Source organism: Streptomyces sp. NPDC051109 (assembly GCF_044455885.1).
In the GTDB taxonomy this organism is placed as follows: domain Bacteria; phylum Actinomycetota; class Actinomycetes; order Streptomycetales; family Streptomycetaceae; genus Streptomyces.
This window is the reverse complement of sequence record NZ_JBITFF010000001.1, coordinates 377193-392869: the sequence shown is the minus strand read 5'-3', so window position 1 is coordinate 392869 and position 15677 is coordinate 377193. Positions and strand designations below refer to the sequence as shown.

14 protein-coding genes are annotated in these 15677 nt (G+C 72.2%); 4 read left to right on the top strand and 10 right to left on the bottom strand.

Annotated elements, in window-relative coordinates:
- Window positions 1-137 precede the first annotated feature (137 nt).
- Entirely contained in the window at window positions 138-965 is an 828-nt protein-coding gene (modA, locus tag ACIBAD_RS01655; RefSeq protein ID WP_398903649.1) for a molybdate ABC transporter substrate-binding protein, read from the bottom strand.
- Between the two features lie 112 nt (window positions 966-1077).
- Window positions 1078-1473: a molybdopterin-binding protein gene (locus tag ACIBAD_RS01650; RefSeq protein ID WP_053692665.1), complete on the bottom strand. Its 396-nt coding sequence runs from the start codon at window positions 1471-1473 to the stop codon at window positions 1078-1080.
- 134 nt (window positions 1474-1607) lie between these two features.
- Between ACIBAD_RS01650 and ACIBAD_RS01645 the strand changes: the two genes are divergently transcribed.
- Entirely contained in the window at window positions 1608-2042 is a 435-nt protein-coding gene (locus ACIBAD_RS01645; RefSeq protein WP_134068160.1) for an RNA-binding S4 domain-containing protein, read from the top strand.
- Window positions 2043-2176: 134 nt separating this feature from the next.
- On the opposite strand, the gene ACIBAD_RS01640 is transcribed toward ACIBAD_RS01645, so the two are convergent.
- The 5 genes from ACIBAD_RS01640 to ACIBAD_RS01620 form a co-directional block, all read right to left on the bottom strand.
- Window positions 2177-2581 carry a PTS fructose transporter subunit IIA gene (locus ACIBAD_RS01640; RefSeq protein WP_134068159.1) on the bottom strand — a complete coding sequence of 135 codons (405 nt, stop codon included), beginning with the start codon at window positions 2579-2581 and terminating at the stop codon, window positions 2177-2179.
- Window positions 2578-3198, bottom strand: coding sequence for a dihydroxyacetone kinase subunit DhaL (gene dhaL, locus ACIBAD_RS01635; protein ID WP_166681940.1), 621 nt, complete (start codon window positions 3196-3198; stop codon window positions 2578-2580). The genes ACIBAD_RS01640 and dhaL overlap by 4 nt, the downstream gene beginning before the upstream one ends.
- A gap of 278 nt (window positions 3199-3476) precedes the next feature.
- Complete coding sequence (locus ACIBAD_RS01630) at window positions 3477-5303, bottom strand: glycoside hydrolase family 15 protein (RefSeq protein WP_398903645.1); 1827 nt, start codon at window positions 5301-5303, stop codon at window positions 3477-3479.
- A gap of 103 nt (window positions 5304-5406) precedes the next feature.
- The gene (locus tag ACIBAD_RS01625) at window positions 5407-5949 is read right to left on the bottom strand and encodes a universal stress protein (protein ID WP_398903643.1); all 543 of its coding nucleotides are present in this window, start codon (window positions 5947-5949) and stop codon (window positions 5407-5409) included.
- 159 nt (window positions 5950-6108) lie between these two features.
- Window positions 6109-8070 carry an APC family permease gene (locus tag ACIBAD_RS01620; RefSeq protein WP_134068156.1) on the bottom strand — a complete coding sequence of 654 codons (1962 nt, stop codon included), beginning with the start codon at window positions 8068-8070 and terminating at the stop codon, window positions 6109-6111.
- Between the two features lie 359 nt (window positions 8071-8429).
- On the opposite strand from ACIBAD_RS01620, the gene ACIBAD_RS01615 reads away from it, so the two are divergent.
- On the top strand, window positions 8430-9065 hold the full coding sequence (locus ACIBAD_RS01615; protein ID WP_398903640.1) for an alpha-ketoglutarate-dependent dioxygenase AlkB: 636 nt from the start codon (window positions 8430-8432) through the stop codon (window positions 9063-9065).
- 937 nt (window positions 9066-10002) lie between these two features.
- Here the strand turns inward: ACIBAD_RS01615 and ACIBAD_RS01610 are convergent.
- The gene (locus tag ACIBAD_RS01610) at window positions 10003-10326 is read right to left on the bottom strand and encodes a DUF1232 domain-containing protein (RefSeq protein ID WP_134068155.1); all 324 of its coding nucleotides are present in this window, start codon (window positions 10324-10326) and stop codon (window positions 10003-10005) included.
- A gap of 90 nt (window positions 10327-10416) precedes the next feature.
- Complete coding sequence (locus ACIBAD_RS01605) at window positions 10417-10881, bottom strand: MarR family transcriptional regulator (RefSeq protein WP_134068154.1); 465 nt, start codon at window positions 10879-10881, stop codon at window positions 10417-10419.
- Window positions 10882-11012: 131 nt separating this feature from the next.
- Between ACIBAD_RS01605 and ACIBAD_RS01600 the strand changes: the two genes are divergently transcribed.
- Both ACIBAD_RS01600 and ACIBAD_RS01595 read left to right on the top strand, forming a co-directional pair.
- Complete coding sequence (locus ACIBAD_RS01600) at window positions 11013-11570, top strand: DoxX family membrane protein (RefSeq protein WP_134068153.1); 558 nt, start codon at window positions 11013-11015, stop codon at window positions 11568-11570.
- A 70-nt stretch (window positions 11571-11640) separates the two neighbouring features.
- Window positions 11641-13443: a glycoside hydrolase family 15 protein gene (locus ACIBAD_RS01595; protein WP_134068152.1), complete on the top strand. Its 1803-nt coding sequence runs from the start codon at window positions 11641-11643 to the stop codon at window positions 13441-13443.
- 24 nt (window positions 13444-13467) lie between these two features.
- Here ACIBAD_RS01595 and ACIBAD_RS01590 read toward each other — a convergent pair whose 3' ends face one another.
- Complete coding sequence (locus tag ACIBAD_RS01590) at window positions 13468-14547, bottom strand: acyltransferase family protein (RefSeq protein ID WP_398903637.1); 1080 nt, start codon at window positions 14545-14547, stop codon at window positions 13468-13470.
- Window positions 14548-15677: the final 1130 nt, after the last annotated feature.

Sequence of the window (15677 nt, the reverse complement as noted above, 5' to 3'; positions counted from 1 at the left end):
AGCGTACGGGGGGCCGGTGCCGGGGCCGGTACGTGGAGTACGGCGCCCACGGGGAGTCGACGGGGGACACGCCGAGAGGGACCGCCCGTCCCCCCGGACCGGGCAGTCCCTCTCGATCCGTGCGGCTGCGGTGCCTGCTACGGCTTCTGGAAGCCCGCGTCCTGGAGGATCTTCTGCGCCTCGGGGGTGCTCAGCCACGCCACGAACGCGGCGGCGGCCTCGGCGTTCTTCGACGACTTGAGGCGGGCGGCCGGGTAGGAGGCCACGGCGTTCTCGGCGTCCGGGATGTCCACGACGGAGACCTTGTCACCGGACTTGAGGGTGTCCGTCTTGTAGACGAGGCCGGCGTCGGCCTCGCCGAGCTCGACCTTGCTCAGCACGGCGCGCACGTTGGCCTCCTGGGAGACCGGCTTCACCTCGATCTTCTGGGCGTCGAGGATCTGCTTGCTGTAGCGGCCCACCGGGACCTCGGGCGCGGCGAGCACCACCTTGATCTTGGTGTCGGCCAGGTCCTTCAGCTCGTCGACCTTGAACGGGTTGCCCTTGCCGGCCGCGATGACCAGGCGGTTCTTGGCGATGACCGCCGGGCCGTCGGTCTCGGCCTTCAGTCCGTCCATGGTCTTGGTGTCGGCGGTGACCAGCGCGTCGGCCGGGGCGCCCTGCTTGACCTGGGCGGCGAGCTCCTGGGAGCCGGCGAAGGAGAAGTTGACCTTCGTGCCGGGGTGCGCCTTCTCGTACGCGGCGCCCGCGGTCTTGAAGACGTCGGTCAGGGAGGACGCGGCGAGGACGGTGAGGTTCGCGGCCTTCGGCTCGGCGGAGGTGGAGGCGGAGGCGGCCGCCGCGGGGGAAGCCGCGGCGCCGGGGCTCTTGTTGTCGCCGCTGCCGCAGGCGGCCAGCGCGGGCACGAGGAGGGCGGCGGTCAGCGCGGCGGTGAAGGCACTGCGGCGGTTCGGGATCGGGGACATGAGCTGGTGCTCCTCAGTCGGGTCGGCGGCCGGGCCGGTGCCGGTTCCGCGTGGTGGTGACCCGCGCCGGGGACGGGCGGAGCGGGTGAGAACGTGCGCAGGTGCTGGAGGGTCAGGTGCGGTCGATGTGCACGCTGGTGGACTTCACGCGGGCGGTGGCCTGCATGCCGACCTCCAGTCCGAGTTCCTCGACGGCCTCACGGGTGAGCAGGGAGACCAGGCGGTGGGGACCGGCCTGGATCTCGACCTGGGCGGCCACGTCTCCGAGCTTGACGGCGGTGACGATGCCGGGGAACGCGTTGCGGGCCGAGGTGTACGGCTCCTCGTCCTCGGCGTGGGCGCCCTGGCCCACCGCCACGGAGAAGGCGGCCAGGTCGCGGCCGTCGATCAGCCGCCGGCCGGCGTCGTCGCGGTGGGTCGCGACCCGGCCGGCGTCGGCCCAGCGGCGGGCGGTGTCCGGGCTGACGCCCAGCAGGCGCGCCGCCTGCCCGATGGTGTAGGACTGCATGAGCGACAAGGTAGGGGCACGTGTCCCGCATTTGCAATTCTCTTGGGCTGATGCACATGGCAGATGCCATGCCTCTTGGCGATTCCTCCCATATGCATTCCGCTCGGGGCGGCCCGGCTGGCTAGAGTTTCGGCATGGCTGATGAAGCAACGGGAACGGGTGCGGGCACGGGCGCGGGAACAGGCGCAGGAACGGGAACCGCGGGATCCGCTCGGGTGGACGCCTGGATCTGGTCGGTCCGTCTGACGAAGACCCGCTCGGTCGCGGCGACCGCCTGCCGGGCGGGCCATGTGAAGGTCAACGGCGAGCGCGCGAAGCCGGCGCAGGTGGTGCGGGCGGGAGACGAGGTACGGCTGTTCCACGCAGGGCGCGAGCGCATCGTCGTGGTGAAGCGGCCGGTGACGAAGCGGGTGGGTGCGCCGGTGGCCGCCGAATGCTTCGTCGACAACAGCCCCCCGGCGCCGACGCGCATCGAGGCCGAGGTGGTCGGCGTCCGCGACCGCGGCACGGGCCGCCCCACGAAGCGGGACCGCCGCGAGATCGAATCCCTCCGCGGCCGCGTCCGCTGACCGGACCCCCATCCGAAAGACACGGCCGAGCCGGGCCGGCGCGCCCCGAAAGGGCACCCCGGCCGGCCGCCGGCCGCGTCGGCGGAGCCGCCGCCGCGCGGGCCGGCGTCCGACCGGCGGGGGCCGCCCGCAGGTCAGACCTTGCGGTACGTGTAGGCCTCTTCGGCCGCCGCGGCCACCGCGTCCAAGGGGGCGCCCGCGGAGGCCGCCACCACCGCTGCCACTGCTCCCTCCAGGAACGGGGCGTCCAGCAGCCGGGACCCCGACGGGAGTTCGTCCTCCACCAGCAGCGCCTTCACCGTCAGCACCGAGCTGCCCAGGTCAGCCAGCAGCGCGACCCCCGCTCCCCGGTCCACCTCGTGCGCGGCCGCCGCGATGCGTTCCGCGTCCGTACCCAGGCCGCCGTCCGCGGTACCGCCCGCCGTGGCCACGGGGACGACCGGGCCGCCCGCCGCCAGGCCCCGCGCCAGGTCCGCCACGGATTCCGCGACCGCCGCGCTGTGCGACACCAGTACGATCCCGACCTCCGGCCCGCTCACGACGCCTCCGCCGTATCCGTCGCGTCGGCCGTATCCGCGAGGGCCCCCAGCAGCAGTGCCGAAGACGTCGCCCCGGGGTCCTGGTGGCCGATGCTCCGCTCACCGAGGTAGCTCGCCCGGCCCTTGCGGGCCAGCATCGGCACCGTCGCCTGCGCCCCGTCCTGCGCCGCCTCCGCGGCCGCCCGGTAAGAGGTGCCGAGCGCCGCCACCCCCGGCACCAGCGCGTCCAGCATCGTCTTGTCACCCGGCGCCGCCCCGCCGAGCTGCGCCACCGCGCCCACCCCCGCGTACAGGGCCTTGCGCAGCTCTTCGTCGGAGACCTCGGCGGACTCCCCGAGCTCCTTGCCCGTCCGCCGCAGCAGCGTGCCGTACAGCGGGCCCGACGCCCCGCCGACCGTCGAGATCAGCGTCCGCCCCGCCAGCACCAGCACCGCCCCCGGACTCGTGGCGGGATCCGCCGCCAGCGCCGCCCGTACCGCAGTGAAGCCGCGCAGCAGATTGCTCCCGTGGTCGGCGTCCCCGATGGGGGAGTCGAGCTCGGTCAGCCGGTCCGCCTCGCGCTCCACCGCGGCCGCGGCGGCCGTCATCCAGCTCCGGAAGAATTCCGTGTCGCGCAATTCCGTCTCCTCACCGTGTCCACGACTTGTCCGCCGTGTCCTCCCACCTTCTCAGCAGCCCCACCGCAGGGCCGGAGTCCGGAGGGGCGCGTCCCACAACAACCGCAGCAACTCCTCGTCCGCACGGCACAGCGTCACCGAACACCCCGCCACCCCCGACGGAGGTCGAACGCCGGACTGCCCTTCGCCGGTGTCGTGCGCGCACATGGCGAGCGGGCGGGGGACAGCGCCTTCGCCCCCGACCCCGCCGGACTGCGGGCTCACGACGACCGGCGGGATCACGACGACCGGCGGTCCAGTTCCTCGTCGAGCGCCAACGCGGCGTCGATGAGCGCCAGGTGAGTGAACGCCTGCGGGAAATTGCCCAGTTGCTCGCCGGAGGCCCCGATCTCCTCGGCGAACAGGCCGACGTGGTTGGCGTACGTGAGCATCTTGTCGAACGCGTACCGTGCCTGGACGATCCGGCCGGCCCGGGCCAGCGCCTCGACGTACAGGAAGCTGCACAGGTTGAACGTTCCCTCCGAGCCGCGCAGCCCGTCGGGCGAGGCCGCCGGGTCGTAGCGGTAGACCAGGCTGTCACTGACGAGTTCCCGGTCCATCGCGTCGAGCGTGGACAGCCAGGACGGGTCGGTGGGCGAGATGAAACCGACCTTGGGCATGAGCAGCAGCGACGCGTCGAGGACGTCCGAGGCGTAGTTCTGTACGAAGGCCTGCCGCGCGGTGCTCCAGCCGCGCTCCGCGATCTGCAGGAAGATCGCGTCGCGGGCCGCCGTCCACCGGGCGGTGTCCGCGGGCCGCGAGTGCGCCCGGGCGAGGCGGATCGCCCGGTCGAAGGCGACCCACGACATCAGGCGGCTGTAGGTGAAGTTTTGTCGGCCCCCGCGGGTCTCCCAGATCCCCTCGTCCGGAACGTCCCAGCGGTCGCAGAACCAGTCCATGAGCGTCGTGAACGCCATCCAGCCGCGCAGCGCGCCCATGTCGTGGCCCTCGCCGAACGCGTAGGCGGCCTCCCCGTAGATGTCGAGCTGCATCTGGTCGGCGGCGGCGTTGCCGGCCCGGACGGGTGCCGATCCCCGGTACCCCTCCCAGTGGCCGAGGACCTCCTCGGGCAGACGGGGGTCCCCGTCGATGCGGTACATGATCTGGAGGGGGTGGCCGGAGGCGGAGCCGCCGGCTTCGAAGCGGTCGCGGATCCAGTGGCGGAAGGCGATGGCCTCCTCGGTGAAGCCGAGTTTGGTGAGCGCGCGCACCGACAGGGAGGCGTCGCGGATCCAGGTGTAGCGGTAGTCCCAGTTGCGCTCCCCGCCGATCTGTTCGGGAAGTCCCATCGTCGCGGCGGCGATCGGCGCGCCGGTGGGGGCATACGTGAGCAGTTTCAGGGTGATGGCGGACCGGTTCACCATCTGCTGCCAGCGGCCCCGGTAGGTGGAGGTGAGCAGCCAGTCGTGCCAGAAGCCCCGGCACCGGTCGAAGTCCGCGCGGGCGCGCTCGGCGCTCAGCGGATCGGGGCGCGGGCTGCCGCCGGCGTCGGCGGTCAGGACGACGGCGGCCACGTCGCCCGCCGCGAGGGTGAAGCGCCCCACGGCGTCCTGCCCGTCCGGGGTGAGCGTGACGGGGTGGCTCGTCTGGACGAACAGGTCGGTTCCCGGGCCCCGCATCAGGGCCGTTCGTTCGTCCAGGAGCCTCAGCGAGTGCGGGGCCCGGCCGTAGTCGAACCGGGGCCGGACCTCCAGGGTGAAGGGCAGACTGCCCCGCACCACGCGTACGGTCCGGTGCAGCCGATGCCGGGGCGTGGCCTCGCGGGACGGGTCGGGGACCATGTAGTCCCCCACCTCGCCGACGCCGTCCGGGGTCATGAAGCGGGTCACCAGCGTGGCCGTGTCGGCCAGGTAGAGCTGTTTGACCGTCACGTCGGGGACCTGGTCCAAATCGACCGCGAGGTGGCAGTGGCCGCCCTCGGCCCGGTCCAGCAGGGATCCGAAGACGCTGGGCGAGTCGAACCGCGGCGTGCACCACCAGTCGACGGTCCCGGCGCTGGAGACCAGCGCGGCCGTCTGGAGATCGCCGATCAGACCGTGTTCCGCGATCGGGGGGTAGGCACTCATGGCGACTCCGGTGGTGAGTGGCTGCCCTCCCACGGTACGTACGGGGCCCGGTCCGCGCCCGGTCAGACGGTTGCGGACGGTGTGCGTGCGTGGCCGGACGCCGTCACCGGCCGGGCCGGCGAACCGTGCCCCACTGCGCGAGTTCGCGCGTGTCCAGCGGGAGCCGCCAGACGTTCCGCCGGTGGACGGCGTCGAGTTCGGCCTGGAGCGGGGACGGCGGCACGGCCAGTACGGGGCAGGGCGCGTGCGCCAGGCAGTGACGGGCCACCGAGGGCCGCAGCAGGCGGCGTACGGCCCCCCGCGCACCCGTCCCCACGACCAACAGGTCCTCGGGGCCGCTCACCGCGTCCAGGAGGGCCGCGCCGGCCGTGGCCCGTACGGCGTGGCCCGCGAGGGCCACTCCCGGTCCGGCCGGACCGAACGCGGTGTCGAGGGCGAGCCGCAGCCGCTCCACGGCAGCGGCCTTGGCGGCGGCGAGCACCGGGACCCCGCCCGGGCCGCGGCTGCCGACGTCCCCGCCCGGCGCCTGCCAGGCCAGGACCACCCACAGCCCCGCGCCGCGCCCCCGGGCCTCGGCGGCGGCCCGGTGCAGGGCCGTGAGGCTGCCGGAACTCCCGCTCACACCGACCACGACCCTGTGCCGCACCGCGTCCACCGTCCACCCCTCATCCGGTCTGCTTCCGGCTCCCATGCAAGCGCGGGGCGGGCGGGTGCGGGCGGTCCGCTGACGGCTTCCTGACGGCTTCCTGACGGCTTCCTGACGGGGAAGCCGCGGACCATGACGGGTTGCTGATACGGCTCGCCGTCAGCCGGCGTGGACGTGGGGGCGGCGGTTGCGGTCGGGCTCCGCCTCGCGGATGACCTCGCGGGTGACCGGGGCGACCTCGCCCTGCCCGAAGAGGAAGAAGCGCAGGAAGTTGGAGATCGGGTTGCCCTCGGTCCACTCGAAGTAGATGTGCGGCCGCTGCCCGGTCTCGTCCCGTACGTGGAGCAGCAGCGCGGCGAGTGCGTTGGGGATGCTGGAGCTCTCCAGGGTCAGGACGCGGTAGCGGCCGTGCAGGACTTCACCGCTCACCCGCATGCCCGATTCGAACTCCGACGCGTCCAGGACGGTGACCTCGACGAACATGACGTCCTCGTCGGAGGGAATGTCGTTGTCCGCGCGGATCTGGGCCTTCTTCAGCCTGTACTCGTCGAGGTCCCGGCTGTCGGGCTCGTTGGCGATGAAACGGATCGTGCGGTTGGCGGTGTCGCGGATGAACCGCTGGGCCATGTCGTCGAACTCCACGTGCGTGACGCGCAGCTCGAAGACGCGGGCGAGGCGGGAGAGCAGAGAGAGGGCCATGATGCCTGCGATGAAGCAGGCGCCGATCTTCACGCCGTCGGGGCGTTCGGCCACGTTGACCGCGGTGGTGTAGACGAAGACGGCGGAGATCACGCCGAAGGCGACCGTCCAGCCGCGCTCCCCGGCCCGGCGGGCCGCGATGGTCACGGCGACGGCCGCCGAGGTGATCAGGACGAGGACACCGGTGGCGTAGGCGCCGCCCTGGGCGTCGACGTCGGCGTCGAAGAGCCAGGTCACCAGGAACGCGATCAGGGTGAAGACGATGACCATCGGGCGCAGGGCGCGGGCCCAGTGCGGAGCCATGCCGTAGCGCGGCAGGTAGCGCGGCATCAGGTTGAGCAGGCCGGCCATGGCGGAGGAGCCCGCGAACCACAGGATGAGGATGGTCGAGATGTCGTAGACGGTGCCGAAGGCGGAGCCCAGGTATTCGTGGGCCAGGTAGGCCAGGGCGCGGCCGTTGGCCTCGCCGCCGGGCTGGAAAGCTGCGGGCGGGATCAGCAGGGTGGTGACGAAGCTGCTGGTGATCAGGAACACGCTCATGATCACGGCGGCGGTGGTGAGCAGCTTCTTGGTGCCGCGGATCCGGCCCGCGGGCTTCTCCTCCGTGTCGTCGGGGGAGCCCTGGACGTGTGGCATGACCGCGACGCCCGTCTCGAACCCGGACAGGCCCAGCGCCAGTTTCGGGAAGACCACGAGAGCGATGGCGATCATCATGAACACGTTGCCGTGCTCGGCGGTCAGTGCCTCCTTCCAGTCGCCGACGACGTGCGGCTCGCCGGCCACCTGCCACAGGCCGACCCCGATGACGACGACGTTCAGCGCGAGGTACGAGAAGACCAGGACCACGGCGACCCCGATGGCCTCGCTGAACCCCTTGAGGAACACGCCGCCCAGCAAGGCGATCAGGATCAGGGTGATCAGTACCTGGTGCCCGGTGAGCGTGCTGGTCAGGTGCGGGTTCTCGATCATGTGCGCTGTCGCGTCCGCCGCCGACAGGGTGATCGTGATCAGGAAGTCGGTGGCCGCGAAGCCCAGCAGGGTCAGGACGAACAGCTTGCCCTTCCAGAACGACAGCAGCCGCTCCAGCATCGCGATCGACCCCTCGCCGTGCGGGCTCTCCTCCGCCACGCGGCGGTAGACGGGCAGCGCCCCCAGCAGGGTCAGCACCACCAGCACGATCGTGGCCAGGGGGGAGAGCAGGCCGGCCGCGAGCGCCGCGATGCCCGGCTGGTAGCCGAGGGTGGAGAAGTAGTCGAGGCCGGTCAGGCACATCACGCGCCACCACGGCCGCCCGTGGTCCGCGGGCGCTGCGCTCCCGCCGGGCTCCCCCTCCGGTTGATGGCCCGACCGGTGCTTCGCCTGGTCGGTCAGGCCTTCCAGGAGCCATGCCCTCAGGCGGCTCGGCTGGGTGGGGGTGGCCATCGCGGGTGCTCCTTCGTACGGCTTGGATCCGGCCATCGGTGCGACGGCTGGGCAAGCGTACGGAACTCGATCATTCGTGCACGCGCGCGTTCTCATGCTGACGGGCCCCCGGCCGTGCCGCCCGGGGGATTGCTCCGGTTGGTCGGAGCCTCGCACTCCGCCCGGAACCCGCCTCCCACCTGCGCGGACGCGTCGGACCGGGACCCCGGCGCCGTCGGCCGTCCGTACGCGCGGCCGCAGCGGTCTTGACGGCTCCTTAATGCCTCCCTAGCGATACCTTGACGGCCCGTTTCCGGGGCGGCGGGTGCCTCTGGGCCGTGAATCGATCGAATGTTCGAGTGGCGCGATATGATGGACCCGTGCGTACGATCCCCGGCCTCCAGGGCTCCCTCTTCGACCAGGGCGACGAGATCCGCCTCGGCCCGCTTTCGGGGCTGCGCCGGACCGGGCTCGGCGCCGGCGCCTGGGTCGACCACCTCCCCGGCTGGCTCTCGGGCGCCGACACGCTGTTCGAGCGGCTGGCCGGGGACGTCCCGTGGCGTGCCGAGCGCCGCCGGATGTACGAGCGCGAGGTCGACGTACCCCGCCTGCTGGCCTTCTACGACGAGGGAGAGCCGCTGCCCCACCCGGTGCTCACCGAGGCCCGCTCCGCGCTGACCCGCCACTACGCCGCCGAGCTGGGGGAGCCCTTCGCCACCGCCGGGCTCTGCCTCTACCGCGACGGCCGCGACAGCGTGGCCTGGCACGGGGACCGCATCGGACGGTCCGCCACCGAGGACACGATGGTCGCGATCCTCTCGGTCGGAGACCCCCGCGATCTCGTCCTGCGCCCCCGCGACGGCGGGCCGACCCTGCTGCGCCTGCCCCTGGGGCACGGCGACCTCGTCGTGATGGGCGGCTCCTGCCAGCGCACGATGGAGCACGCGATCCCCAAGTCCACCCGCGCCGTCGGCCCGCGCATCAGCATCCAGTACCGCCCCCGCGGCGTCCGCTGAGCCGGGGCCGGGCTGGCCCCGGATGGCGGCCGCGCCCCGGGGTGGACGCGAAGACGTGCTCCTCGGCCGCGGCGCCGGCCTCTTCGGGGTCGTCGGACTCCAGGCTCGGCGTGGCCCAGCTCGACGTCCCCAGGTGCAGGAGCCTTCGAAACCGGCCTCGGACTCCGGCTCCACCGGCCCTTCCTCGGTCCAGGCGAGCTCGGACGAGGTCACGCGCGCAGCCCAGTGGCGCGGCAGTCCCACCGTGCTGATCAGCTCCCCGGTCCGGAGGCGGGCCGGTTCCGCGGGCAGCCGCGCATCCGGTACGCGGACCGTGCGGTCGGCGCCGAACACCGCCTCCACGCGGGCCGCGCCCAACGGGCTCGGGTCGCGGCCACCGCCGCATTGCGCTCCACCACCGCGATCCCGCGGGCCTCGGCAAGCAGGAAGCGGCCCCCGCCGAGAGGTACGAGGTCCTCTCAGGGCCCGGGTGGTGCAGGGCCCAGGCCTCTTCGGCGGGCTCGAAGAGGACCGGCCCCGCCTCCTCGGGCTCCGCCGGGCGCCGGGTCGACTCCCCGGCGGCGGGCGGCGGGCGGCGGGCGGCGGGTCGAACCGGCGCTCCTCGGTCCTCAGCGACCAGACCTTCAGCAGGCTCCGGCCCTCCGGCCGTCGAAGGCCGGCGCCGAGGCGTCCCCGCCGAGGTTCGGCTCGGCCAGGAAGGCCCCGACCGGCCGCCGCCAGCCCCATACGGTCCGCCACGGCATGCCGGGCTCTGCCGCGGCGATCTGCTCCGCGTACGCGTCGTGCCCCAGGGGTGTCTTGTCGACCAGGCCGGATCAGGGAGCGGCGGCGACCGAGGAGAACAGGGCGTCAAGATCTTCGCGAGGCATGCGGACCGTGGTGCAGGAGGCCGCTGGCACCCCCCGATCCAGGGGGCGTCGGGGGTGCGGCGGCCCGCCTACGCGGGGTCCGGCTCCTTCGCCCCGGCGGGCTTCGGGAGCGCCGTCGCGCCCGGCCGCACCGCCGCGGCCGCCGCGTGCAGGGAGCGCAGCGCCAGCAGCAGTACGCCGATGTCGTCGAGGTACACCGGGTCCGGGATCAGGTCCACCGGCGAGACGGTGTAGATCACCGCGACCCAGAACAGCGCCTTGTCGCGCAGCGGGATCCCCGCGTCGAGCAGCAGCCGCCGCGCCGCGAAGACCCGGACGAGGAGCACGCCGGCCGCGATCGCCAGCCCGAGGGCGACGACCGCGGCGATCGTCAGCCAGACCGTTGCGTCCATGTCACCCCTATACCCCGTCCGGCCGCGCCATCCGCGCCCTGCCGTCCACTATCCGCCGTGCGTCAACCGCCGGCCCTCAACTGCCGGCCGTCAACTGCCGTGCTCGCGCAGCCGGCGGCTGACCTCGCCCAGCCCGTCCGCCAGCGCTTCGAGCTGCGCGGGCGTGAGCACGTCGATCAGCGCCTCCCGGACCGCCGTCACGTGTCCCGGAGCGGCCTCCTCCAGGCGGGCCCGGCCGGCGGCCGTGAGGACGGCGAAGACCCCGCGCACATCGGAAGGGCAGCTGCGGCGGCGGACCAGCCCCGCCTTCTCCAGCTGGGTGACCTGGTAGGTCAGCCCGCTTTTCGAATTGATCAGGCCATTGGCCAGTTCCGTCATCCGCAGCTCGCCGTCCGGAGCCGCAGCGAGTCGCACGAGTATCTCGTACTGCGGGTGCGACAGGCCGGAGTCGTCCTTGAGCTGCTGGTCGAGGCGGCGGTTCACCAGTGCGGACGCGGCCAGGAAGCCGCTCCAGGCGCGCATCTCGCGCTCGTCCAGCCATCTCGTTTCAGCCATGCGCCCAGCCTACACGGGTTGTTCCAATTTGAATCACTCGTTAGGGTCTGGACTGGCGGTTCGAATTTGAACGACCGTGCTCCACTGCAACCCCGTCCCCGCCCGGACCGCCCGACCGGAAGGATCCCCCCATGACCAGCCCCTCCGTCACCGCGACGAAGCCGCAGGCCGCAGCCGTACCGGCCGTCCCGCTCGCCTTCTCCACCCCCGCCCACGACGCGGGCCTGCTCCTCCTGCGCCTCGTCCTCGGACTGACCATGGCCGGCCACGGCACCCAGAAGCTCTTCGGCTGGTTCGGCGGCGGCGGCCTCAGCGGCACCGGCCAGTTCTTCACCGCCAGCGGCTACCCCGCGGGCGACGCGATGGCCGTCGTCGCCGGCCTGACCGAGACCCTCGGCGGCCTCGGCCTCGCCCTCGGGCTGCTCACCCCGCTCGCCGGAGCCGCCGTCGTCGGCACCATGATCAACGCGATCGCCGTCCACGGAGCCGGCGCGTTCTTCGCCCCCAAGGGCATCGAGTACGAGCTGCTCCTGACCGTCGCCGCGGCCGCAGTGGCCCTCACCGGCCCCGGCAAGTACGCCGCCGACCGCTTCCTGCCCGTACTGCGCGGCCACCGCCTGGCCCACGGCCTCCTCGCCGTCGCCCTCGCCGTGGTCGTCGCGGGCGCGCTGCTCCTCGTACGCAACTGACCGTCGCGCTCCAGAGGGTGCCCGGGTCCCGGCTTGATTGGGCCCGGGCATCCGGGGGAACAGCGCTCAAATGACACAACCCATCGAAGACTACGCACTCATCGGCGACCTCATGACCAGCGGGCTCGTCGGCCGCGACGGGTCCATCGACTGGTTGTGCCTGCCGCGCTTCGACTCGCCCGCCTGCTTCGCGGCCCTCCTCGGTGACAAGGAGAACGGCCACTGGCGCATTTCCCCCGCGGGGGCCCCCGATGACGAGCAGTGCACCCGCCGCGCCTACGTCGACGGCTCACTGGTCCTGGAGTCGTACTGGGACGCCCCGGACGGCGGCTCGTTCAAGGTCGTCGACTTCATGCCCCAGCGCGACGACGCCCCCGACGTGATGCGCGTCGTCGAGTGCCTGAGCGGCGAGGTCACCGTGCGCAGCGTGCTGCGCCTGCGCTTCGACTACGGGAACGTCGTCCCCTGGGTCCGGCGCGTGGACGGTGAGCGGGTCGCCGTCGCCGGACCCGACTCCGCGTGGTTCCGCAGTGAACCGGCCGTGCCCACCTGGGGCGAGGCCAACAGCACCTGCTCGGAGTTCAGCCTCGCCGCCGGTGAGCGGGTCGCCTTCGTCCTCACCTGGCACGCCTCGCACGAGCCGCGCCCCGAGCCCGTCGACCCGTTCGAGGCGCTGCGCACCAGCCTGGCCGACTGGCGGGACTGGTCCGCCCAGTGCACCTACGAGGGCCCCTACCAGGAGGCGGTGACCCGCTCCCTGATCACCCTCAAGGCCCTCACGTACGCCCCGACCGGCGGCATCGCGGCCGCCGCCACGACCTCCCTGCCCGAGGAGATCGGCGGCGTCCGCAACTGGGACTACCGCTATTGCTGGCTGCGCGACTCCACCCTCACCCTCGGCTCCCTCCTCGAGACCGGCTTCCTGGACGAGGCCCGCGCCTGGCGCGCGTGGCTGCTGCGCGCGATCGCCGGAGACCCCGCCGACCTCCAGATCATGTACGGCATCGCCGGCGAGCGCCGGATCCCCGAATCCGACCTGCCCTGGCTGCGCGGCTACGCCTCCTCCGCCCCGGTCCGGGTCGGCAACGCCGCCGTGGACCAGCTCCAGCTCGACGTGTACGGGGAGGTCCTGGACTCGCTCTACCTGGCCCGGGCGAACGGGCTGCCCGCGGAGCGGCACGCCTGGCGGATCCAGCTCGCGCTCCTCGACTTCCTGGAGCGCAACTGGCGGCGGCCGGACGAGGGCCTGTGGGAGGTGCGCGGTCCGCGCCGGCACTTCGTGCACTCCAAGGTGATGGCCTGGGTCGCCGCGGACCGGGCCGTACGCACGATGGAGAGCGACCCCTCGCTCCCCGGTGACGCGCAGCGGTGGCGAACCATGCGGGACGAGGTCCACCGGGACGTGATCGAGAACGGCTTCGACCCGGTGCGGGGCACCTTCACGCAGTACTACGGATCCCGCGAACTGGACGCGGCCACCCTGCTCATCCCGCGGGTCGGGTTCCTGCCGCCGGACGACCCGCGCGTGATCGGCACGGTCGACGCCGTGCGGGCGGAGCTCGGCAGCAGCGGCCTGGTCCGCCGCTACAGCACCGAGGGCCCCTCGGTGGACGGGCTGCCCGGCGACGAAGGGGCCTTCCTGGCCTGCTCGTTCTGGCTGGCCGACGCGCTGCACATGACCGGGCGGGACAAGGAGGCCCGGGAGCTGTTCGAGCGGCTACTGGCCGTACGCAACGACGTGGGACTGCTCGCGGAGGAGTACGACCCGGTGACCGGCCGCCAACTCGGCAACTTCCCGCAGGCGTTCAGCCATGTCGGCCTGGTGACCACGGCCATCACCCTGGGCCGCACCCACGCCCCGCCCGCGGCCTGACCGTCCCGCGGCGGGGGCGGGGATCTACCGGGACGGCTGCGCGGCGGGGGTGATCAGGCGGTGCAGCAGCGGGACGAGGGGCCGCTCGACGAGGCGGTACAGCAGCCAGGCGATCAGCATCGCGCCCGCGATCACGCCCAGCAGGGTGGGCCAGGGGCCCCACTGCTCGTTCCAGCGCCAGATCACCCGGACTCCCAGCGACTGGTGGACGAGGTAGAGCGGGTACGAGATCGCGCCCGCGACGGGCAGCCAGCGCCACTGGATCCAGTCCAGCTTACCGAGCGCGATCAGACCCATCAGCAGGTACATCGCGGTGATCGCGACGAGGCAGATCTTCCAGTTGATGCCGTGCCCCTCGCCCTCCATAATCACCGGGAGGCGGTGCTGCATCAGCAGCCAAGACAGTGCCAGGATGCCCAGGGTCTCGCCCTCGATCCGGCCGGTCCGGCGGACCAGGTAGAAGGCGATTCCGGCGATGAAGAAGGGCGCCCACCGGGGCACCAGGAGCTGGTCGAGCAGGGGGATGCCCGACGCCGGTGCCAGGACCGAGCCCAGCGCCCAGACCCAGCAGAAGTTGGCGACCCGGCGGTAGCTGGTGCCCAGCAGGACGACCAGCGAGAAGATCAGGTAGAAGCGCAGCTCGATCCAGAGTGTCCAGTAGACGTTGTCCACGCTGTTCACGCCGAGGGGTTCGTGGAGCATCGTGAGGTTGGTGAGCATCTGGCCGATGGTGACTTTCGGCTCGCCTGGAGTCCGCGGACCCAGGCGGGCGGCCGCCGAGGAGAGCACGACCGCCGCCCAGTAGAGCGGGAACAGCCGCAGGATCCGGCCCTGCCAGAACATCTGGAGCGACTTGCCCCAGCCGGACATGCAGATGACGAACCCACTGATCATGAAGAAGAAGACCACGCCCAGCCAGCCGAACTCGGCGACTTTGTGCAGGGTGGGAAAGAGCTCGACCGCGGTCCGCTGCCAGGGGATCGTTCCCGAGCCGGCCAGGTAGTGGAAAAGGACGACCGACAGCGCCGCGATCAGCCGCAGGCCGTCGAGCACGGCTATCCGCGGCGCCCGCGCGAACACCGCGCCGCCGCGCCTCGACCACACACGCTGGCCGCTTCGGCCAGGAGCGGGGGCTGTCTGCGCCGCCTCGGTCGGTGCTGGGACGAGGTTCCCGTCAAGGACTGACCTCTCGGACATGACACCTCTGGTTTTTCCTGCGGTGTCCGCGACACCGTACGGCTTGCAGATTGGAGGCCGCGATCATTTGCCGCCAGAGACCCGCAGGTATCCCGGCCGATCCTGTGGCCCGGCGGCCGGTCAGACTCCTCGAACTGCAGATATTGATCTTGCTGACCGGGCCAGACCCGGGTGCGGCCACCCGCTGATCATAGGTGTACGGATCAGCAGATTAGTCGGTGGGTACAAGCGGCAGCGTAGATCGGCCCGGTGGCGCGAGACATTCGAAGCGTTCCTCGGTCGGATCGAGAGCCTTGCCCGGCCGGATCAGACCTCGCGTGGCCAGGTCGTTTGCGCTGGGCTTCTGACGGATGCGACTGTGCAGGCCTGCCGAACGATTGCGGAGTGAGATGTGCACGTCAACCCGCTCGACGTACGGTAGGGGCCGCTGCTGCAGACCGTCTGTCGTGCCGAGGCCGCCCGCAGCGGCGTACGTCAGTAGATCCCGGAGCGACTTCACGACGAGGCAGCGGTGCTGGTTCGTCGGCGGCACGCGTTTTGCTTGAGGCGGTACATCGTCGGATCGAACGGCTTGCGGAGGCCGGTCACCGCTTCGACTGAGCGGCGGTTGAAGGGAGCCCCCGCGATGTTCGCCCCGGCGTCCGGGCCCCCCAGTCATTGTCACGTTAGTCAACCTTCAGGAAATCCTCGGCAAGCCAGGCCCCTCCTGTCCGACTGGCCAAGGTGGCCCTACGGCCTGAACCGCGAGGCTCTGTGGCGGATCCAGGGAGCTGCATCCGCTGCACTCCCACCACCTGACTGGACATATGCCCCCACGTGTGAACGGCCGGTTAGGGAGGCCTGCCGCTCGAGCCGGGCAGCCCGGCGGCGGGCCAACGCGGCCTGGTCCGTGTGAACGTCGGGGAACTCAACGTCTCCGCCGAGGCAGACCAGGCACGCCCAGAGCCTGGGTGAGGTGGTGCGCCCCTCCCAATGGGCGCCAGAAGGCCATGTGCCCCGCCGCGAGGCGGCGGGGCACATGGGTCAGGGACGCACAT